At 56.8% G+C, this 20,862-nt stretch carries 19 protein-coding genes; 12 read left to right on the top strand and 7 right to left on the bottom strand.

Annotation, left to right across the window (positions count from 1 at the left end):
• Nucleotides 1–84: 84 nt before the first annotated feature.
• The 9 genes from WG219_16435 to WG219_16395 all read left to right on the top strand — a co-directional run bounded on the left by WG219_16435 (nucleotide 85) and on the right by WG219_16395 (nucleotide 11,824).
• Entirely contained in the window at nucleotides 85–2,085 is a 2,001-nt protein-coding gene (locus WG219_16435) for a U32 family peptidase (GenBank protein WXL24882.1), read from the top strand.
• Between the two features lie 602 nt (nucleotides 2,086–2,687).
• Nucleotides 2,688–3,710, top strand: a complete 1,023-nt coding sequence (locus WG219_16430; protein ID WXL24881.1) for a LacI family DNA-binding transcriptional regulator — start codon at nucleotides 2,688–2,690, stop codon at nucleotides 3,708–3,710.
• Between the two features lie 73 nt (nucleotides 3,711–3,783).
• Complete coding sequence (locus WG219_16425) at nucleotides 3,784–4,554, top strand: AP endonuclease (protein ID WXL24880.1); 771 nt, start codon at nucleotides 3,784–3,786, stop codon at nucleotides 4,552–4,554.
• Complete coding sequence (locus tag WG219_16420; protein ID WXL24879.1) at nucleotides 4,547–5,506, top strand: sugar kinase; 960 nt, start codon at nucleotides 4,547–4,549, stop codon at nucleotides 5,504–5,506. The genes WG219_16425 and WG219_16420 overlap by 8 nt, the downstream gene beginning before the upstream one ends.
• Before the next feature lie 56 nt (nucleotides 5,507–5,562).
• A complete protein-coding gene (locus WG219_16415) occupies nucleotides 5,563–6,840 on the top strand; it encodes an MFS transporter (GenBank protein ID WXL24878.1) in 1,278 nt (425 codons plus the stop codon).
• 9 nt (nucleotides 6,841–6,849) lie between these two features.
• Entirely contained in the window at nucleotides 6,850–7,812 is a 963-nt protein-coding gene (locus WG219_16410) for a D-glycerate dehydrogenase (GenBank protein ID WXL24877.1), read from the top strand.
• 164 nt (nucleotides 7,813–7,976) lie between these two features.
• Nucleotides 7,977–8,711 carry a gluconate 2-dehydrogenase subunit 3 family protein gene (locus tag WG219_16405; protein WXL24876.1) on the top strand — a complete coding sequence of 245 codons (735 nt, stop codon included), beginning with the start codon at nucleotides 7,977–7,979 and terminating at the stop codon, nucleotides 8,709–8,711.
• A gap of 3 nt (nucleotides 8,712–8,714) precedes the next feature.
• Complete coding sequence (locus tag WG219_16400) at nucleotides 8,715–10,499, top strand: GMC family oxidoreductase (GenBank protein WXL24875.1); 1,785 nt, start codon at nucleotides 8,715–8,717, stop codon at nucleotides 10,497–10,499.
• Nucleotides 10,500–10,510: 11 nt separating this feature from the next.
• Entirely contained in the window at nucleotides 10,511–11,824 is a 1,314-nt protein-coding gene (locus WG219_16395; GenBank protein WXL24874.1) for a cytochrome c, read from the top strand.
• A 39-nt stretch (nucleotides 11,825–11,863) separates the two neighbouring features.
• Here the strand turns inward: WG219_16395 and WG219_16390 are convergent, their stop codons facing one another.
• Genes WG219_16390 through yaaA form a run of 4 tightly spaced genes read right to left on the bottom strand, consistent with a single transcriptional unit; the run spans nucleotide 11,864 to nucleotide 14,351 of the window.
• Complete coding sequence (locus WG219_16390; protein ID WXL24873.1) at nucleotides 11,864–12,241, bottom strand: hypothetical protein; 378 nt, start codon at nucleotides 12,239–12,241, stop codon at nucleotides 11,864–11,866.
• Nucleotides 12,242–12,244: 3 nt separating this feature from the next.
• Nucleotides 12,245–13,075, bottom strand: a complete 831-nt coding sequence (locus tag WG219_16385) for an SDR family oxidoreductase (GenBank protein WXL24872.1) — start codon at nucleotides 13,073–13,075, stop codon at nucleotides 12,245–12,247.
• 28 nt (nucleotides 13,076–13,103) lie between these two features.
• A complete protein-coding gene (locus WG219_16380; GenBank protein WXL24871.1) occupies nucleotides 13,104–13,568 on the bottom strand; it encodes a multidrug transporter in 465 nt (154 codons plus the stop codon).
• 3 nt (nucleotides 13,569–13,571) lie between these two features.
• On the bottom strand, nucleotides 13,572–14,351 hold the full coding sequence (gene yaaA / locus WG219_16375) for a peroxide stress protein YaaA (GenBank protein ID WXL24870.1): 780 nt from the start codon (nucleotides 14,349–14,351) through the stop codon (nucleotides 13,572–13,574).
• Nucleotides 14,352–14,773: 422 nt separating this feature from the next.
• Between yaaA and WG219_16370 the strand changes: the two genes are divergently transcribed.
• The 3 genes from WG219_16370 to WG219_16360 all read left to right on the top strand — a co-directional run bounded on the left by WG219_16370 (nucleotide 14,774) and on the right by WG219_16360 (nucleotide 17,810).
• Nucleotides 14,774–16,165 carry a PhoH family protein gene (locus tag WG219_16370; protein ID WXL24869.1) on the top strand — a complete coding sequence of 464 codons (1,392 nt, stop codon included), beginning with the start codon at nucleotides 14,774–14,776 and terminating at the stop codon, nucleotides 16,163–16,165.
• A gap of 400 nt (nucleotides 16,166–16,565) precedes the next feature.
• Nucleotides 16,566–16,979, top strand: coding sequence for a DUF4398 domain-containing protein (locus tag WG219_16365; GenBank protein WXL24868.1), 414 nt, complete (start codon nucleotides 16,566–16,568; stop codon nucleotides 16,977–16,979).
• A gap of 45 nt (nucleotides 16,980–17,024) precedes the next feature.
• Nucleotides 17,025–17,810 carry an OmpA family protein gene (locus tag WG219_16360; protein WXL24867.1) on the top strand — a complete coding sequence of 262 codons (786 nt, stop codon included), beginning with the start codon at nucleotides 17,025–17,027 and terminating at the stop codon, nucleotides 17,808–17,810.
• Between the two features lie 147 nt (nucleotides 17,811–17,957).
• Here WG219_16360 and WG219_16355 read toward each other — a convergent pair whose 3' ends face one another.
• From WG219_16355 to WG219_16345, 3 genes are read right to left on the bottom strand one after another with little or no spacing between them, the layout of a single operon-like run.
• Nucleotides 17,958–19,343, bottom strand: coding sequence for a DUF1254 domain-containing protein (locus WG219_16355; GenBank protein WXL24866.1), 1,386 nt, complete (start codon nucleotides 19,341–19,343; stop codon nucleotides 17,958–17,960).
• Nucleotides 19,344–19,359: 16 nt separating this feature from the next.
• Nucleotides 19,360–20,322, bottom strand: coding sequence for a DUF1214 domain-containing protein (locus WG219_16350; GenBank protein ID WXL24865.1), 963 nt, complete (start codon nucleotides 20,320–20,322; stop codon nucleotides 19,360–19,362).
• Nucleotides 20,279–20,800, bottom strand: a complete 522-nt coding sequence (locus tag WG219_16345; protein WXL24864.1) for a DUF1254 domain-containing protein — start codon at nucleotides 20,798–20,800, stop codon at nucleotides 20,279–20,281. The genes WG219_16350 and WG219_16345 overlap by 44 nt, the downstream gene beginning before the upstream one ends.
• Nucleotides 20,801–20,862 lie beyond the last annotated feature (62 nt).

Below are 20,862 nucleotides of genomic sequence, written 5' to 3'. Positions count from 1 at the left end.
CGGTATTTCATCCAGGCGGGCACAGACAAATGTGCAATTAAGGGTAAAATGCGCGGTTCGATTTCCCTGACAGATTAGTCCGCCATGTCCTTGCCCAAGCACCACCTCGAATTGTTGAGCCCGGCCCGTGATGCCGCCATTGCCAAGGAGGCCATTCTGCACGGCGCCGATGCCGTTTATATCGGTGGCCCCAGCTTTGGTGCGCGGCATAACGCGAGCAATAGCCTGGCCGACATTGCGGATCTGGTGGAGTTTGCGCACCTGTTCCATGCGCGGGTGTTTGTCACCATCAACACCATTCTGCATGACGATGAAGTGGAGCCTGCGCGTCAACTGATCTGGCAGCTTTATGAAGCCGGTGTGGATGCGGTGATTGTGCAGGATATGGGTGTGATGGAAATGGACCTGCCGCCCATTGAAATTCACGCCAGTACCCAGTGCGATATCCGCACGCTGGATAAGGCCAAGTTCCTCGACAATGCAGGGTTCTCCCAGCTGGTGCTGGCCCGGGAGTTGAACCTGCAACAGGTGCGTGAGATTTGCGAGAACGTTGATTCCGCCATCGAGTTCTTTATCCACGGTGCGCTGTGTGTGGCGTTCTCTGGCCAGTGCAACATCTCCCATGCGCAGACCGGGCGCAGCGCCAACCGTGGTGACTGCTCGCAAGCCTGCCGCTTGCCGTACACACTGAAGGACGATCAGGGCCGCGTGGTGGCCTACGACAAGCATTTGCTGTCGATGAAGGACAACAACCAGACCGCCAACCTGATTCATCTGGTGGATGCCGGTGTGCGTTCCTTCAAGATCGAGGGGCGCTACAAAGACATGAGCTACGTGAAGAACATCACTGCTCATTACCGTCAGGAACTGGATGCCATTCTTGAGCAGCGTCCACACCTGGCCCGCGCCTCCAGCGGCCGCACTGAACACTTCTTCAAGCCGGATGCGGAAAAGACGTTTCACCGTGGCAGCACCGACTATTTCGTCACTGAGCGCAAGATTGATATCGGCGCCTTCGATTCGCCGACCTTCACCGGTTTGCCAGTGGGGCAGGTGGAAAAGGTCAACAAGCGCGATTTGATCGCCGTGACTGACACGCCGTTGTCCAACGGTGATGGCCTTAACGTGTTGGTTAAGCGTGAGGTGGTGGGCTTCCGCGCCAATATCGCCGAGCTGAAAGAGCAGTTTGAAGAAGAGGGCCAACCGCGTTACCGCTACCGCGTAGAGCCGAATGAAATGCCGGAGGCCATGTTCCGTCTGCGTCCGCTGCATACGCTTAACCGCAACCTCGACCACAACTGGCAGCAGGCGCTGTTGAAGACCTCTGCTGAGCGCCGCGTTGCGGTGAACTGGTTGGCCCGTTGCAGTGCGGATCAGTTGCAACTCACCGTGACCAGTGAAGACAACGTGAGCGCTACGGTGACGCTCACTGGTCCGTTTGCTGCGGCTAAAGATGCCGAGCAAGCCCGCGAGCAGTTGACTGACACCCTGGGCAAACTGGGTACCACCATTTACTTCGCTACGAATGTGCAGGTGGAGTCGGAAGCGGTGCCGTTTATCCCCGGTTCACAGCTGAAATCCTTGCGCCGTGAAGCAATTGAGGCGCTGACTCAGGCCCGTGTAGCGGCGCATCCACGCGGTTTCCGTAAGCCTGTCAGCGTGCCGCCGCCGGTGTACCCAGAGTCGCACCTGACCTTCCTTGCCAACGTCTACAACGAGAAGGCCCGCGCCTTCTATCACCGTTACGGCGTGCAGTTGATTGATGCGGCTTACGAGGCCCACGAAGAAGCGGGCGAAGTGCCGGTGATGATCACCAAGCACTGCCTGCGTTTCTCCTTCAACCTGTGCCCGAAACAGGCCAAGGGCGTGACCGGTGTGCGCACCAAGGTCGCACCGATGCAACTGATCCATCAGGACGAAGTGCTGACCCTGAAGTTCGACTGCAAACCCTGTGAAATGCACATCATCGGCAAGATGAAAGGGCACATCCTCAATCAGCCGCAGCCCGGCAGCCTGCAAAGCACGGGCGGTGCGGTGGGTTACATCACCCCTGAAGACCTGCTTAAGACTATTAAGCGCAAGTAAGTCGCTGGTAGGGCGGAACCGCGCAGCGTTTCCGCCGTTGCGGTGGTGGCGGTGCCAGCGAACCCCGGATTACGCCTGCGGCTAATCCAGGCTACGACGAAGTTTCTCTGGATTTAAGCGTGCACCTCGTAGGGCGGAACCGCGCAGCGTTTCCGCTGTTGCGGTGGTGGCTGTGCTTGCGAAACCCGGATTACGCCTGCGGCTAATCCAGGCTACGACGAGGTTTCTCTGGATTTAAGCGTGCACCTCGTAGGGCGGAACCGCGCAGCGTTTCCGCCCTACGAGGTGGCGGTGCCAGCGAACCCCGGATTACGCCTGCGGCTAATCCAGGCTACGACGAAGTTTCTCTGGATTTAAGCGTGTAGCTTGTAGGGCGGAACCGCGTAGCGTTTCCGCCGTTACGGTGGTGGCGGTGCCAGCGAACCCCGAATTACGCCTGTGGCTAATCCAGGCTACGGATTTGTGTCTGCTCAGATTCTTTCGTCATTGGGGGCTTGTAGGGTCATCCGACAAAGGGAGACTTGACGATTGAGTGACGAAGCGTTTTCATTGAAACCGTTTTCATTAACGCCCAGCCAAGCTCAAACAAAAAAGGAATTGGGGTGAATAAGGATCTTTTACCTACTCGCGCCCGCGTCACGATCAGTGAAGTGGCCAAAGCCGCCGGAGTCTCCAAGGCTACGGTATCGCGCTTTATGGGCGAAGACCGGCAACTGCTGGCTGAGGCTACCGCTCAGCGCATTGAGGCGGTTGTTGAGCGTTTGGGTTACCGCCCCAACCGTATGGCCAGCGCTCTGAAACGCGGGCGTACCGGTCTGATTGGCCTGCTCTTGGCCGATATCCGCAATCCCTATTCCGTTGCCGTGATGCATGGCGTCGAAACCGCTTGCCGCCAGCAAGGCTACAGCCTGGTGGTGTGCAACACCGCCTGTGACGATGACCTTGAGAAGGCTCAGCTGCAGGCTTTGCAGTCCTACAACATTGACGGGCTGATCGTGCATACCCTCGGCCATCAGGCGCGTGAGCTGGCGAGTTTGGCCCGTGAGTTGCCCATGGTGCTGGTTGACCGGCAAGTAACCGAATTGCAGGTGGACATGGTCGGTTTGGATAACCGCAAGACTATCGAGCAGGCACTGGATCATCTGCAAGGCAACGGCTATAGCGACATTTTGGCGGTGACTGAACCGCTGGATGGCACCAGTTCACGGCATGAGCGGGTAGAGGCCTTTATGGCTTCAGCAGCTCGCCGTGATGGTCTGCGCGGTCAGGTGCTGGAAACCGGAGATGACCTCGCGCAACGCATTCATACGTTTATGGCCGCAAGTGGGCACGGCCCTAAGGCGTTGCTGGCCTGTAATGGTGTTGCTTCCCTGCAAGTGATGCAGGTTCTGCACGGTCGCTCAGAGCCGTTGTTTGAAGACGTTGGCTTGTTGGCCATCGACGAATTGGACTGGTATCCGCTGGTGGGCAGCGGGATCAGCGCGTTGGCTCAGCCCACCGAAGAGATTGGCGCAGCCGCCTTTAATTGCCTGCTGGAGCGCCTGCAAGGCAGTACTCAACCGCCACGACGGCTGGACTTACCTGCCCACCTTATTCCCCGGGGCTCGACCCGACTTCGCGCTTAATAGCGCGTGTCAATTCGAGTTGTTTTTTACCTCAAAATGAAACCGGTTTCATTTGCTAACAAGGACGTCAATCATGCAGTCACATCCAGTCTCCATCAGCCTTTCCAGCTTTGGCGCTGATGCCGTCCTGGAGCGCGGTCAGGTCGTTTATATCCCCCTGGTTGCGGTGTCTGGAGCCAGCCGCGTGGAGTGGCGTGAAGAGCTGTTCAGCCGCAAGCCAGAGGCTGCGATGCTCAGCAGCCTGGCCGATGCTTATGGCTTGCAGCAGCTGTACTCCTGCCCGCTGGAGCTGTGGCGTGAAGATGGTCAACTGGAGCCGCAAGTGATGGAACGCATGCAGCTGGCCAGGGACATGGGCGCAGTGGCGTTGAAGGTGTCACTTGGGCACTGGCGGGCGGAATGTGATCTTCAGGCGTTAAAGCCACTGCTGGAGCAGGGCCCAGAGTTGTATGTAGAGAACGATCAGACCCCGCAGGGCGGCAGTCTTGAGCGGCTGCTGGGCTTCTTTGAGGCGGCGCAACAGCAGGGTGTTGCACCGGGCATGACCTTTGATATCGGTAACTGGCAGTGGCAGGGCGAGTCCCCTGAGCACGCCGCCCAACGCTTGGGCCGCTGGGTGCGCTATGTGCACTGCAAGGCGGTTAAACGCCGCGAGGATGGTCGCCTGGTGGCGATACCTCCGCAAGAGCGTGATCTTGACCAATGGCGTGAGCTGCTGCGGCATTTTCAAACGCGTGTGCCGCTGGCCATTGAATACCCACTGGCGGGTACCAACCTGCCCGCTATAACCCGCCAGCAAGTTACACAACTGGCAGAACTGAATAAGCAGGTGAGCCATGTTTAAACATGATGTGCTGTGTTTTGGTGAAACCATGGCCATGTTTGCGGCTGAGTATCCGGGACCTCTGGCTTATGTTGAGCGCTTCGGTAAGCGTATTGCAGGTGCTGACAGCAATGTCGCCATTGGCTTGCGCAGGCTGGGGCTTAAGGTCAACTGGCTGAGTCGCGTTGGTAATGACTCGCTGGGGCAGTTTGTGGTCGACACGCTGCGCAGTGAAGGACTTGACTGCTCCAAGGTCGAAGTCGACCCAGAATACCCCACTGGCTGGCAGCTCAAGCAACGCTGTGATGATGGCAGCGATCCGCAGGTGGAGTATTTCCGCCGTGGCTCAGCGGCCAGTCGTATGTCGCCTGCGCTGATCAGCCCGGAACTGTTGCAGGTGCGTCATCTGCATGCCACAGGCATTCCGCCTGCGCTGTCGGCCAGTTGCCAGGAACTGTCCCATCAATTGGTGGATGCGATGCGCGCAGCTGGGCGCACGATTTCATTTGATCCTAACCTGCGGCCGTCGCTGTGGCCGGATGAGGCCACGATGGTGGAGGCGATCAACTCACTTGCCTTCAAGGCGGACTGGCTGCTGCCAGGGCTGGAGGAAGGGCGCTTGCTCACTGGTTTTGAGTCACCGCAAGAGATTGCCGAATTTTACCTGGAGCGCGGTGTGAAGAAGGTGGCCATCAAACTCGGGCCAGAGGGCGCTTACTGGCAGGACGCATTGGGCCGTCACGGTGTTGTGCCAGGGCATCCGGTTGCGCAGGTGGTGGATACCGTCGGAGCTGGTGATGCTTTTGCTGTGGGTGTTATCAGCGCGCTGCTGCAGGGTCTGCCTCTGGAGTATGCCGTGGACCGTGGTAACTGGTGCGGCTGCCGTGCCGTGCAGAGCCGCGGGGATATGGAAGGGCTGCCACAGCGGGCAGAGTTGATTAGCTATGAAACGCAGTTGCAACGCTCAATCTAAATAGCCGGTTTGACCGGTCCTGATGGAACAACAAGAAAAATGCCAGGAGAGCTCTGATGCAAAACTCATCACTCGCCGCACGCCGTTGGTGGTACATCCTGCCAATCGTTTTTATCACCTACAGCTTGGCCTATTTGGATCGGGCTAACTATGGCTTTGCCGCTGCCTCGGGCATGGCTGAAGACCTTAATATCACCCCCGGCTTATCGTCTCTGCTGGGTGCGTTGTTCTTCCTCGGTTACTTCTTCTTTCAGGTGCCTGGGGCTATTTACGCCGAAAAGCGCAGTGTCAAAACCCTGATCTTCTGGAGCCTGATTTTGTGGGGCAGCCTGGCCACACTGACCGGCGTGGTGCATCAGGTTTATTGGCTGGTCATCATTCGATTTCTGCTGGGTGTAGTCGAGGCTGCGGTAATGCCCGCCATGCTGATCTACCTGTGCCATTGGTTTACCCGTGCCGAGCGCTCGCGGGCCAACACCTTTTTGCTGCTGGGCAACCCGGTGACGATCCTGTGGATGTCGGTGGTGTCGGGTTATCTGATCGAGCAGTTCAACTGGCGCTGGATGTTCATCATCGAAGGGGCACCGGCCATTCTCTGGGCTTTCATCTGGTGGCGCCTGGCGGATGATCGTCCGGCCCAGGCCAAGTGGCTAAACAGCGACGAAAAGCAGGCGCTGGAGAATGCGTTGGCCGCTGAGCAGCAAGGCATCAAGCCGGTGAAGAATTACCGCGAGGCATTCCGCTCACCAACGGTGATCATTCTGTCGTTGCAGTACTTCTGCTGGAGCATCGGCGTATACGGTTTTGTGCTGTGGCTGCCGTCGATTCTCAAGGATGCGGCGGGGCTGGATATCGTTACCGCTGGCTGGTTGTCCGCTCTGCCGTATCTCTGCGCAGTGCTGGCGATGTTGGGAGTGTCTTGGGCATCGGACAAAATTCAGAAGCGTAAGCGTTTTGTCTGGCCGCCCTTGCTGATCGCAGCGTTAGCCTTTTACGGTTCCTATGCGCTGGGCAGTGATCACTTCTGGTGGTCCTATGCGCTATTGGTGGTGGCCGGTGCATGCATGTACGCCCCGTATGGGCCGTTCTTTGCAATCGTGCCTGAGTTGCTGCCGAGCAACGTATCAGGCGGTGCCATGGCGCTGATTAACAGCATGGGCGCCTTGGGCTCGTTCTCTGGCTCATGGCTGGTGGGCTACCTCAACGGAGCCACCGGAGGGCCGGGAGCGTCCTATTTGTTTATGTGCGGGGCGTTGCTGCTGGCGGTGGCATTGACCGCCATGCTCAATCCGCTACAGCCGACGCGCCAGCCGCGTTTGGCGACTAACCACTAGGGATGTGTGATGAAGAAGTCAGTCGTTCTTTATAAGCGCCTTTCAGATGTGTTGATGGCGCGCTTGCAGGAGCAGGTCGATGTAACCCTGATAGATGATCCGGCGGGCGTGGGTAAAGCGGCGCTGCACGCAGCCCTGCCTACTGCCCACGGTTTGTTGGGGGCCAGCATGCGGCTGGATGACAGCCTGCTGGCGCTGGCGCCGCAGCTGGAAGTGGTATCCAGCGTGTCGGTCGGGGTGGATAACTACGACATAGAGGCCTTTAACCGGCGTGGTGTGATGCTGACCAATACACCGGACGTGCTCACAGAAACCACCGCCGACACGGGCTTTGCCTTGATTCTGGCCTGCGCTCGCCGGGTCGTGGAGCTGGATGGCTGGATACGTGCCGGCCACTGGAAAGCTTCTATCGGGCCAGCCCACTTTGGCTGCGATGTACAGGGCAAGACCTTGGGCATTATCGGCATGGGCCGCGTCGGTGAAGCGTTGGCCCGACGTGCAGCGGCGGGCTTCGGCATGCAGGTGCTCTATCACAGCCGCAACCCGCGCCCGGAAGTCGAACAGCGTTATGGGGCGGGCTACCGCAGTTTGCGGGCGCTGTTGGCGGAGTCGGATTTCGTCTGCCTGACCGTGCCGCTCAGTGCGGCTACGGAGAACCTGATAGGCGCTGCTGAGCTGGCGTTGATGAAGCCCTCAGCCATTCTGGTGAATATCGCCCGTGGTCGGGTTGTGGATGAAGCGGCGCTGGTCGATGCACTCAAGCACAAACGCATTCGCGGCGCCGGGCTTGATGTGATGGTTAAAGAGCCATTGCCGATGGATTCACCGCTGTTGCAGCTGGAGAACCTAGTGCTGACTCCGCACATCGGCTCAGCCACAGAGGAAACCCGCGAAGCCATGGCTCGCTGTGCCGTGGACAATTTGTTGGCTGCACTGGCAGGGCAGCGCCCGGCCAATCTGGTCAATCCATAAGGCTGACACGCCATAACGGCTCGTCGTTAGCCACTGCGCTGTTTCCTGAGAGATTTGTTCAGGAACAGCCGTCCATAACACCGGTCTATCCCGAGAGCCCCCTGGAAAAATGGGGCCATACTGCATTGACCTGATGAAGCTTGTTGCAAGGAGAGGCACCTGCCATGTCCAAGGAGACATCCGATAACACGTATCCGGCGCGCCGAGAGTTTTTGCGTCATTCCCTGGGGCTGATCCCTGTGGCGGCGCTTGCCACGACTGGGGTTGCTTCTGCCATTTTGGCTCAACCTGAATCTGCAGTTGCAGCCCCTGCCAAAGCACAGGCGTATACACCGAGTTATTTCACAGCCGAAGAATTGGCATTTGTGACTGCCGCTGTGGCACGCCTGATTCCAACGGACAACATGGGGCCCGGTGCGGCAGACAGCGGTGTGCCGGAGTTTATCGACCGCCAGCTCAACACCCGCTATGGCAGTGGTGGGCTGTGGTACATGCAGGGGCCTTTCCAACCCGATGCACCGAAGGAGCTGGGCTATCAGCTGAAACTCAGCCCGCAAGAGGTGTATCGCCTGGGAATTGAGGAGGCCAATGCCTATTGCCAGAAACAGTGGGGCAAAGCGTTTGCCGAGTTGGATCAAGTCAAGCAAGAGCAGGCATTGCAGGACTTTGACAGCGGCAAGGCAGCGTTCGAGTCCGTACCCGCTACGACCTTCTTCGCGATGTTGTGGAGCAACACGTGTGAGGGCTTTTTTAGTGATCCGATCCATGGCGGTAATCAGGGGCTGGCAGGCTGGAAGCTGATTGGCTTCCCCGGGGCCCGAGCTGATTTTATGGATTGGGTTGAGCGTGATGAGCGTTATGCCTTCCCGCCTGTTTCCATCAGCGGCGAGCGAGGTTGAGTCATGCGCGTAGCGAAAAAAGTGGATGTGGTTATCGTCGGTTTCGGCTGGGCGGGCGCCATTATGGCCAAGGAACTGACCGAGGCCGGATTGCAGGTGCTGGCGCTGGAGCGAGGCCCTGCACGGGACACCTATCCTGATGGCGTTTATCCACAGACCATGGATGAGCTGACCTATAACTCGCGCAAGAAACTGTTTATGGACATCTCCTGCGAGACCGTCACCCTGCGCCATACCCGCAACGACGTGGCAGTGCCGTATCGTCAATTCGGCGCCTTCTTGCCCGGCACCGGTACGGGAGGCGCAGGCCTACACTGGTCGGGTGTTCACTTCCGTGTTGATCCGATGGAACTGCGTATGCGCAGCCATTACGAAGAGCGTTATGGCAAGAATTTCATTCCGGAGAACATGACCATTCAGGATTTCGGCGTCAGCTATGAAGAGCTGGAGCCGTACTTCGACTTTGCCGAAAAGGTCTTCGGCACCTCCGGTACTGCTTGGTCGATCAAGGGGGAAGTGGTTGGGCGTGACAAGGGCGGCAACCCGTTTGCAGCCGACCGCAGTGATGACTTCCCGCTGGTGGCGCAGAAGAACACCGTCTCCGCACAGCTGTTCGCCAAGGCTGCCACTGAGCTGGGCTATCACCCGTATAACCTGCCCTCGGCCAACACCTCTGGGCCGTACACCAACCCCTACGGCGCGCAGATGGGGCCGTGTAACTTCTGCGGTTATTGCAGCGGCTATGCCTGCTATATGTACTCCAAGGCATCGCCCAACGTGAACATCCTGCCCGCGCTGCGCCAGGCCTCTAACTTCGAGCTGCGCAATAACGCCCATGTGCTGAAGGTCAATCTGGACGACTCGAAGACACAAGCCACCGGCGTGACCTATGTCGACAGTCAGGGACACAAGATCGAGCAGCCGGCTGATCTGGTGATTCTGGCCGCGTTTCAGTTCAACAACGTGCGTCTGATGCTGCTGTCCGGCATCGGTAAGCCGTACGATCCAGTGACCAATGAAGGCGTGGTAGGGCGCAATTTCGCCTACCAGAACATGTCCACCGTGACCGCCTTCTTCAAACCGGACGCGCACTACACCAACCCCTTTATCGGTGCCGGTGGTAACGGTATCGGTATGGATGATTTCAACGCTGATAACTTCGACCACGGCCCCCACGGCTTTGTCGGCGGCTCGCCGTTCTGGGTCAACCAGGCTGGGACCAAGCCCATCGCCGGCCTCAAAGTTCCGCCGGGTACACCGAAATGGGGCAGCGCCTGGAAAGCAGCCGTGGCCGAGAGTTACACCCACACCTTGTCGATGGATGCCCATGGTGCGCATCAGTCCTACCGCGACAATTACCTCGACCTCGACCCGCAATACACCGACAACTACGGCTTGCCGTTGCTGCGCATGACCTTCGACTGGCAGGACAATGACGTGAAGATGAACCGCTTCATGCTTGAGCGCCTGCAAAAGGTTGCAGAAACCATGGGCCCGAAAGCCATCAGTGTGTCGAGTAAGGTCAACGGCGCGCATTTCGATGCCAACAGCTACCAGACCACCCACCTCAATGGTGGCGCGATCATGGGCACCGACCCGAAAACCAGTGCGCTCAACCGTTACCTGCAAAGCTGGGATGTGCATAACGTCTTTGTGCCAGGTGCTTCTGCGTTTCCGCAGGGCTTGGGTTACAACCCAACGGGTTTGCTGGCTGCACTGACCTATTGGTCGGCGCGGGCGATCCGTGAGCAGTACCTGAAGAACCCCGGCCCACTGGTGCAAGCATAAGGAGCGTGCGCATGAAAACGACGTTGATTGCAGCCTTCGGCCTGCTCGCCAGTGGTTGTCTGTACGCCGCTGAAGGGGCGGATGCTGACTTGATCAAACAGGGCGAATACCTGGCCCGTGCCGGTGACTGTGTGGCCTGTCATACAGCTAAGGATGGCAAGTCATTCGCCGGTGGCCTGCCCATGGAAACCCCCATCGGGATTCTCTATTCCACCAATATCACGCCCCACAGCACCGGTATCGGTGAATACAGCTACGAGGACTTTGAGCGGGCAGTGCGGCAGGGCATTGCCAAGGACGGGACCACCCTGTATCCGGCCATGCCTTACCCGTCCTATGCGCGAGTGACAGATGCCGATATGAAGGCGATGTATGCCTACTTTATGCAGGGCGTAGAACCCGTTCAGCAAAAGAACAAGGCGAGCGACATCCCCTGGCCACTGAGCATGCGTTGGCCGCTGGCGATCTGGCGTGGGTTGTTTGCCCCGGAGGTCAAGGCCACAGAGGCAGCAGGGACAGACACAGTGATTGAGCGCGGAGCCTATCTGGTCGAAGGGCTGGGACACTGCGGCGCCTGCCACACGCCACGAGCGCTGACCATGCAGGAGAAGGCCCTGAGCGATGCGGACGGTGATGAGTTCCTGTCCGGCAGTGCGCCGTTGGAAGGCTGGATCGCCAAGAGCCTGCGCGGCGATCACAAGGACGGCCTCGGCAGTTGGAGTGAAGAGCAACTGGTGGCCTTTATGAAGACCGGTCGTAGCGACACGAGCGCTGTGTTCGGGGGCATGAGCGATGTGGTTGTGCACAGCCTGCAATACCTGACGGACGCTGACCTGACCGCGATTGCTCGTTACCTGAAAAGCCTGCCTGCGGTGAACGATGATGACCAACCGTTCAAAGAGGACGCTAAAGTCGCTACCGCGTTATGGGCAGGGGATGACAGCAAAACCGGCGCGGCACTGTATGTAGACAGCTGCGCAGCCTGTCACCGCACCGATGGTAAGGGCTATCAGCGTGTCTTCCCGGCGCTGGCTGGCAACCCGGTGGTGCAGAGTGAAGATGCCACGTCGCTGATCCATATTGTGCTGGATGGCGCGACTTTGCCTGCAACCCACACAGCACCGTCGACCTTCACCATGCCGCCGTTTGCCTGGCGCATGACCGACCAGCAGGTGGCTGATGTGGTCAGCTTTATTCGCACCAGTTGGGGGAATCAGGCGGGCAGCGTAAGTGCCAGTCAGGTGGCTAAGTTGCGCTCACAGCCGCAACCGCCATTGAGGCCGGAGTCGCTGATCAGCGATACCACGGGCGTTGAAGAGCCGTGAAACGAAAAGGGTGTCCAGATCGGACACCCTTTTTTACTGCTACGAATTACTTTGGCGAGTAAACAGCCACGCCAGCAGCGGGTAGCAGAAGTAATGCAGGCCGAAGATCAGTGTACCCATGGGGCTTGGGTCTTCCTTGAGCATCATCATGCCCAGCAAGCCTAGGTACAGCACACCGAGAATCCCGCTGTATAAGCCCAGCAGGCGCCAGCGTTCACCGGTCTGCATTGGACGTTGTTCGCGCCAGCGAAACCACAGCGCCATACCCGCAGCCACCAGCGCCGCTGCGGCCACGGTGGCAACAACTCCGCCGAGTTTTACAAAGGTGCGCAGCAGCAGGTTGACGACGATAGCGCCGACCACGCCGCCAATGGCGAGATGGCTGATTACCACGTTACGCAGAGTTGGCTGAGTCATTGTTTACAGCGACCGATTCAAGCCGAAGCGTTTTTTCATCATGCCTTCAATCAGCCCTTGAGGAAGCAAGCTAACGAGCAAGGGCAGGGCGCGGCTGCCATTGCCGATGCGCACGCGCCGGGCACGGGGCTTTTTCTGTACTTCGCGCAGTAGCTTCTGGGCGAATTCAGTGGCCGGGGTTGGTTTGTCCTGCGAGGCCATGGCGCGGGCACGGATGCCGTCGCGGATCGGCCACCAGGGCGAGGCTTCATCAATCAGCTGTTCGGCCTGTTGTGTCGCATTGGCGCCAAAGCTGGATTGAATGGCGCCGGGTTGAACTTCCATCACGTCGACACCGAAGGGCGATAGCTCCATCCGCAGCGAGCCCGTCAGGGCAGACACGGCGGCTTTGGAGGCGCAGTAGGTGCCAGCAAACGGGGTGATCAACACCGAGGAGATACTGCCAATATTCACCACCAGCCCTTTGTTCTGGCGCAGCAGCGGGAACATAGCGCGGGTGACGCCGATGATGGAAAAGACGTTGGTTTCAAACTGCTTGCGCATGGCTTCAACGCCGCCATCCAACAACGGGCCCATGGCGCCGAAACCTGCGTTGTTGATTAGAACATCCAGCCCGCCGATTTCGCTTTTAAGGCGGTCAGCCAACTCGCCCAATGCGAGGCCGTCATTCACATCCAGTTGCGCGGTGTTAAAGCCTGCCGCTTCAAGTGTCTGCACATCCTCAGCTTTACGCGCCGTAGCCCAGACCTGATAACCCGCTTGCTTGAATGCATCAGCCAGGGCGCGGCCAATGCCGCTGGAACATCCGGTGATCAGAACGCTGGGTTGAGGCATGGCAAACTCCTGTCGTTATGGATTGTTATCAGTAGTTGAAGGTGCCTTGCAGGCTTTCGGCGCGGAACTCGAGAGTACTGGGCCGATAACCACTGCGCAGGGTGGGCATGGGTAAGCAGGTCTGCCACGTCTCACCCGGTGGCAACTCACCTGGGCCAGAGTAGCGGGGTGTCTCATACAAACGCTGAGCAAGATTAACCGTTTCACCGGGACGGTAGGCGGCAATTTCCCAGTGCAGCTCTTGTAACGCGGCTTTGCTGTCGTTCTTCAACTCAAACGTCAGCGGCCGGTCGATCGGACATTTATCTGGCGCGTAACTCAAGGTCAGTTGCAGGCGTGAGAGTTGCTGGTTATCCCGTGCTTCCTCCCACAGTACCCAGCTGGCAACCAGCCCCAGCCCTGCCATGGCGCCGAGCGAGATCGGCAAAGCCTTGCGTGGATAGCGAACCAGTAATACCAGCCAACACAGCAGCAGGAACGCGCCAAACAACATGCATCAGTCCTCAGGGTGATCGCGCAGAAACACCAGGCTATCAGGCTTGGACTGCTCAGGGCTGTAGTAATAGCCGTCGAGGTTAAAGTCCTTAAGCTTTTCCGGGTTGGTCAGGCGCTCTTTGATCACATAGCGGGCCATCAGGCCACGGGCCTTTTTGGCGTAGAAGCTGATGATCTTGTACTGGCCGTTTTTCAGGTCCTTGAACTCGGTGTCGATGATCCGGGCGTTCAGGGCTTTGCGTTTGACCGCGCTGAAGTATTCGTTGGAAGCCAAGTTGAGCAGCACGTCATCGCCTTGAGCTGCCAGCGCTTCGTTCAGCCAGCTACTGATTTGCTCACCCCAGAACTCGTACAGGTTTTTGCCTTTGTGGTTGGCAAACTTGGTGCCCATTTCCAGGCGGTAAGGTTGCATCAGATCCAGCGGGCGCAGCAGGCCATAGAGGCCGGAGAGCATGCGCAGGTGAGTTTGGGCAAAGTCGAAATCGTCTTCGCTGAAATCTTCGGCATTCAGGCCGGTATACACATCGCCTTTAAAAGCCAGCAGGGCCTGTTTGGCGTTGTCTGGGGTGAACGGGCGCTGCCAGCTGCCAAAACGCGCAGCATTGAGGCCAGCGAGCTTGTCAGAGAGGTGCATCAGCTCGGCAATCTGTGCCGGGGTCAGTTCACGCAGCTGTTCAATCAGCTCCTGCGAGTGATCCAGATGTTCGGGCTGGGTAAAGCGTTGTGTCACCGGCGCGGTTTCGTAATCGAGGGTTTTGGCCGGGGAAATCACCATCAACATAAGCAGGCTCCTTGAGATACCCGGCCGATTCTAGAAGGTGTACACGGTTGAAACCACCTATTAGGGCGATTAGATGGATAGTCGGATGTAATAGGCTGTTTAAGTCGAGGGATGTAGAGGGGGGCGACGAGTTTGGGCGTTAGTTTTCGTCCGGTAGGACTACTGAATGTAGACCGCATTTTTGGTGGCGCCAAGGGTCAATCGTCGTGCCGACAAATAAATAGGGAAAACCTCAAAAAAACATTTTTCTGTCACTTTTTTTGGAGTAATTAGTCATTCAAGACCGCCGAACCCTGCAGACAGGTGGCGGCCACTGGCCTTCACATTTCTGCCTGTTCTCAATCTCCGGTTGAGCGTTTGGCGGCCTTTTTCGGTGCAGTCATGAGCTGTACCGCCCGGCCACAATGAGAAGGTGCTCGAGTATGGATGACCATGGACGCCGCAAGTCTACCGCTCCAACCCTGTATGCCCTCGATACCAATGTGCTGATCCACGATCCGAACGCCTTGCTGAATTTTGAAGAGCATCATGTCGCCATCCCGATGACGGTTCTGGAGGAGCTGGACAAACTCAAAAGCGGTAAACAAGGCGTAGCGGCTGAGTGCCGTCAGGCCATTCGACTGATCGATAAGATTCTGGGTAGCGCCTCTCCGGAGGAGGTGGAGCACGGTGTTGCCATTCAGCGTGATAAGAGTGGACCTTGTGGCTTTCTGTCGATTCTTATGAGTAAGAGCGCAGCCCCGGTGACTTGGCTGCCGGAGGACCTCAACGACAACCGCATCATCAACCAGCTGGTTGAACTCAAGTCACACCGTCCTGGCCTCAACGTGGTGCTGGTGACTAAAGATATCAACATGCGCCTGAAAGCTCGGGCTTGTGGCATCAACTCCGAGGATTACCACACCGATCAGTTGGTGGATGACGTCTCCCTGTTGTCTCAGGGTTACCACGATATGGAGGGCTCATTCTGGGAGCGCGTCAGTAAAGTGGAAACCCGTCAGGGCCATGGCCGCACCTGGCACACGGTGCAACTGACTGACAACCTGCCTGCGGTGCATGTGAATGAATTTATCCTCGATGAACAGGGCTTTGTGGGCTGGATCAAGGGCATTGAAAACGGCGAGATGACCATCCTCGATCTGCATCAGGAACCGCTGCTGCATCAGGAAGCTTGGGGCTTAAAGCCTCGGGATATTTATCAGGCGCTGGCGCTGTATGCTTTGCTTGATCCGGATATCCACTTGGTCAACTTGTCAGGTGCGGCGGGTTCAGGCAAAACCATTCTGGCGCTGGCCGCTGCGATTGAGCAGACCATGGTGACCAAGCGATACCGCCGTATTATCGCAACCCGCAGCGTGCAAGGGCTGGATCAGGAAATCGGCTTTTTGCCCGGTACTGAAGCGGAAAAGATGGAGCCGTGGCTCGGTGCGATCACCGATAACCTTGAGGCGCTGCACCTAGATGACGAGAACACCCACGGCAGTGTGGATTACATCCTGCAAAAGGTGCCGTTGCAGTTTAAGTCTCTCAACTACATCCGTGGCCGTAGCTTCCAGCAGAGTTTGATCCTGATCGACGAGTGCCAGAACCTGACCCCGCACCAGATGAAAACCATCATTACCCGTGCCGGTAACGGTTCCAAGGTAATTTGTCTGGGCAACCTGGCGCAGATTGATACGCCGTACCTGTCTGCTCCAAGTTCAGGCTTGACCTATCTGACGGAGCGTTTCAAGGACTTTGAGCACGGCGTTCATATCACACTGCAAGGTGTGCCACGTTCGATTCTGGCGGAGTACGCCGAAAGCCATATGTAACTCCTCCAAGCCCCGGCGCTCGCTGGGGCATGCTCGCGTTTCGAAGCTCACTTGAGTATTTCTTCCTCCTGCGTTCAGGCCGTTGCGTATAGCCCTGGATGCATGCGCTTGCATGGTTGGCATGTGCTGGAAAACTTAAGTGCTAATTTCAGGGTTTTTGTTTATGAAAAGTACCGTTGGTAACTTCGTGCAACGCCTGAAAAAACACCGCCTACACTGAAGTCTGCTCGATGACCAACACCTAGGTACTAGTACATTCAGTCTGAACTATTCAGAAAATTCTTATGTCCTACACCTTGCCATCACTTTTTTTGACTGCCTCTGGTGTGGCTGTCGAAGATCAGCGCTGGCAAGGCTTTATTAGCCAGGATGGATAGATATGTTTCAACAGAGTCGAACAATGGAGTTGATGACTATGAAAAACAACACTGAACAAACCTCAGCTAGCCCAGTTCGCGGGCTGAAGCTTGCCGCACTGGTCCTAGGGAGTAGCCTGGTGCTGGCAGGTTGTGCCGGTAATCCGCCAACTGAGCAACTTGCTGTGACCAAGTCAGTGGTAAACAGTGCTGTTTCCGCCGGCGGCCCAGAATATGCACCTGTGGAAACCAAGTCTGCTCAGGACAAGCTGAAGCAGGCTGAATTTGCCTTGCACGAGAGTGATTACGATGAGGCCCGTCGCCTGGCTGAACAAGCCGAGTGGGATGCCCGCGTAGCTGAGCGCAAAGCTCAAGCCGGTAAAGCAGAGCGCGCTCTGCAAGATGCACACAAAGGCGTACAGGAACTGCGTCAGGAAGGTCTGCGTAGCGCTCAATAAGCGCCACTGCCCTGCCTCTGGTAATTGTTAAAGGACGAAAAATCTATGCATAAGCACATTATGATCCCGGCCCTGCTCGCAATGAGCGTTGCACTGGCTGCCTGCTCGACCGACCCTAACGCTAACCTGGAAGCTGCTCGCAGCAACTATTCCAGCCTACAAGCAGATCCTCAGGCCACTAAAGTAGCCGCTCTGGAAACTCAGGAAGCAGGCGACTGGCTGAAGAAAACCGAGCAAGCTTTCCGTGACAACGAAAGCGAAGAGAAAGTGGATCAACTGGCCTACCTGACCAACCAACGCGTTGAAGTGGCCAAGCAAACCATCGCTTTGCGTAGCGCTGAGATTCAACTCAAAGACGCTGGTGACCAACGTGCTCGCGCTCTGCTCGAAGCCCGTGATGCACAGATTCGCCAGCTGCAAAACAGCCTGAACGCCAAGCAAACCGAGCGCGGCACCCTGGTGACCTTTGGTGACGTACTGTTCGCTACCAACAAGTCCGAGCTGAAAGCCGGTGGCCTGGCTAACATCAACAAGCTGGCCCAGTTCCTTCAAGAAAACCCAGATCGCAAAGTGATCGTTGAAGGCTACACCGACAGCACCGGTTCTGATGCTTACAACCAAACCCTGTCCGAGCGTCGTGCCACTTCGGTGCAAGTTGCACTGATCAAGATGGGTGTAAGCCCAAGCCGCATCGTGACCCAGGGTTACGGCAAGCAGTACCCAGTGGCAGACAACAGCAGCGTGTCTGGTCGTGCGATGAACCGTCGTGTGGAAGTGACCATCTCCAACGACAACAAGCCAGTTGCACCACGTTCCTCCGTGGTCAACTAAGCTTGAGTCTCAAAAAAACCGCCCCTTATGGGGCGGTTTTTTTTATGCCTGTGCCTGATTGACCTCAAACCGAGAGCGGCTTGCCTAAATGCAGGCACTCGGGTGGTGTTTTGACTGGTCAGTCATTTATATCAGCGGGTTGTTGGCTCAAAGAGCCTTGACCTGCGGTGGTGTCCATTTCCCTGTCAGGGCAGAACTCTGCGGCCAATACAGGCGCATGTTCATACTAAAGGTTCCACTGGCTGGCGCTGGCAGCCAGTTCGACTGCTTGTCCTGCTCTGGCGCCTCGCGCTGGATATAGAGATCCAGCGAGCCGTCTGGGTTGAAGGAGAGTTTGTCACGATCACCAATGGCAAAACGGTCGATTGGGTTGGCTGCAAACAACTGTCGCTCGTCGTACATGGTCAGCGACCAGAAACCTCGCACTGGTGGCAGTTGATCGGCCGGGAAGTGCATGACATAGCGCTTGTCACTTTGCAGCGGTTTACCCTCGCTGTCGGTATAAGCGCTCGGGTAGATGGCGTCCTCAACTACGTTGGCGCCTAAGCCCGCGTAGGCCACGCCAGCCCGGCGCAAGTAGTCTGTGCCGTAGGTGCCGATAGCTGTGAGATTTATGCTCCAGCCATTTTTCTGGACGCCAGAGTCACGGAATGCACTTTTGATCATGGGAAGTGCGTCATTAGCGGCATTGCGCAGGGCTTGTTGCACTTCGGGCGAGAGTTTGTTCAGTTCGAAGGGTTCTCCAGCTACCAAGCCAATGCGTTTCATACGATCGAGTATCGGGTAGTCACTGGCATGCGGTGGATTACGTTGTAGCAGGTCACCAAATCGGGCGAAATAAACCTCAGCGCTCATCTTGTCGATCTGTAGCGGCGGTGCACTCATATCCTGTTGAGGGTTTACCTGCTGTGAGGGGGGACTGTAGCTCTTGCCGTACGCACTCAATGGGTAGGCGCGCATGCCGCTTTGAAAACTATGGACGGAAGTGTAGTCAGCTTTGCCGTTTGCTTTGGTTCGCCCGATCATCAGTCCGTCGTTGGTCGGGCTCTGGTAGGCCGTTACACCTTGAGGCAACTTCCCTTTCCAGTTCGGCCCAACCAGAGCAAATGTTTGTGCGCCATTGCCTGTGGTGCGGGTGCCAGGGGCTGCAAATACGTCTGTCCACCAGTCTTGTAAGGTGAGCATGTAATAACGCTCGCCTGCATCTGGTACTTCGAGAATCAGTGGTTCTTTGCTGACATCAAAGCTAATAGCGCTATACAGCGTGTCAGCATTTGGCCTGGCTACATCGGTATAAGTGTGGTCAGGAAAGCCCCGAGCATGGGCGAGTTGGTTGACTGGCGCACGCAGGTCTATAGTTTTTTCGACGTTTGTGCTGACATCTCGGGTGATCTGCATCACTAGTAATGGATACGCGTAGATGTAAGTGTCGCGTGCAATCTCACGAAGTTCATCTGGGCCCACCTGTGCATAAGCCCAGCCCGGAATACTGCTGGCAAGTACCAGCATTGAGCCTATAAGTTTACTTCTCATTTCATTCCCCCTCGACTTACTTAACTTTCTGAACGGCTGGCGGAGTCCATTCACCTTTAAGCATTTCAGCTCTTGGAGAGTAGAGGCGCAGCGTGAGTTGGAAGTCGCCTTCAGGGGCCGGTAGCCAATTACTTTCTTTGTCCTTACCGGGAGATTTATGTTGAAGGTACAGCTCAAGGGAACCGTCACTGTTGTAGTGCAGTTTGCTGTGACTGCTCAGTGCGAAGCGGTCGATCGGGTTGGCGATTTGAAAGCCTTTGCTGTCGTACATGGTCAATGACCAGAACGCATCAGCAGGGGGGATTTGGCCCTTCTCGAAACGTAAAACATAGTTGTTTTTACCCGAGTACGGGTTGCCATCAGCGTCGGCAAAACCGTTTGGATAGATGGCATCTTCCGGCAGGTTGGCACCCAGCCCTGCCAGCGCTACAAGTGTCCGTACGCGGTATCGGGTGCCATAGGCTCCGAGGTCATCAGACCAGTTCCAGCCATTTTTCACTTTCCCTAGTGAGGCGGTGTTGAGGGCTTTAATAGTTTCTTGCTGAACGTTTTTAGCCATACCCCTGATGACTTCAAGCTGTGCCGGTGTAAAGCGGCTGGTATCAAAGTCTTTGCCGGGTTCAATACCCAGCGCTTGCATGCGATGCAGCATCGGATAGTCGTTTGCATGCGGTGGGTAGAGTTTCAGGAGTTCGGCGAAACGAGTCAGCAGTTGCACGCCATCCATGGCATTGACTTGCTCTTGTGGGGCAACCTGATCATTCGGATCTTTTCTAACTGGAAGACCTTTGGGAGGTGTGTAGTCAGTCCCCCAAGCACTTAGTGGCGTGAGTTTCAATTGGTCTTGGAAGGCATGCACGTTGGCATAGTCATCAGGACCATTTGTCTGTGTACGCGTGATCAGCCAGACCATCGAGGTTGGGACTTTGATTTCCTCAACACCTTCCGGCAGCTTCCCAGCCGGGGGCGGTAAGGGCATAGTTGCCAGCTTTATTGCCCGTGGTGCGAGTGCCGGGTACCGCAAATACATCGGTCCACATATCCAGAAGAGGGGCTAGGTAGTAGCGGCCTTTGCTATCTGGCAGTGTGAGGATGACGGGTTCTTTGCGGGTGTCGATCCAAGCTAATGAGTACAGAGTGTCGAAGTTGAAACGCACCACCTCTTTCGCGTCAGCGGCTGGGTAAGTTCTGTAATGGGCGAATTGGTTTACTGGTGCGCGGCGCGCAATGCTGGTGGCGTCTGGAGTGTTGACTGCTTGCCGCATCGTGACGTCCATGGTCACCAAGGGGTAAGCGTACATATAGGCGTCGTGTACCAGATCGCTGAACGCACGTTCGTCTAGCTGAACACGTTGTTCGTCGTTGGCAACAGCGCTAAAGGCAGTGGCAGGCAGAGCAATCGTAGAAAAGAGGCTTATAGCAACAGCTAGCGGGAGAACTCGGTTGTGCAGACTCATGATTACCTCTGGATAGCGAGAGTATTTTGATCATGTCTGGTCAGCTCAAATGAATTTGAGAC

This window comes from Pseudomonas mendocina (assembly GCA_037482215.1).
GTDB lineage: Bacteria > Pseudomonadota > Gammaproteobacteria > Pseudomonadales > Pseudomonadaceae > Aquipseudomonas > Aquipseudomonas mendocina_E.
Note: the sequence above shows the minus strand (reverse complement) of the source record. Positions and strands in the feature narration are given on the sequence as shown.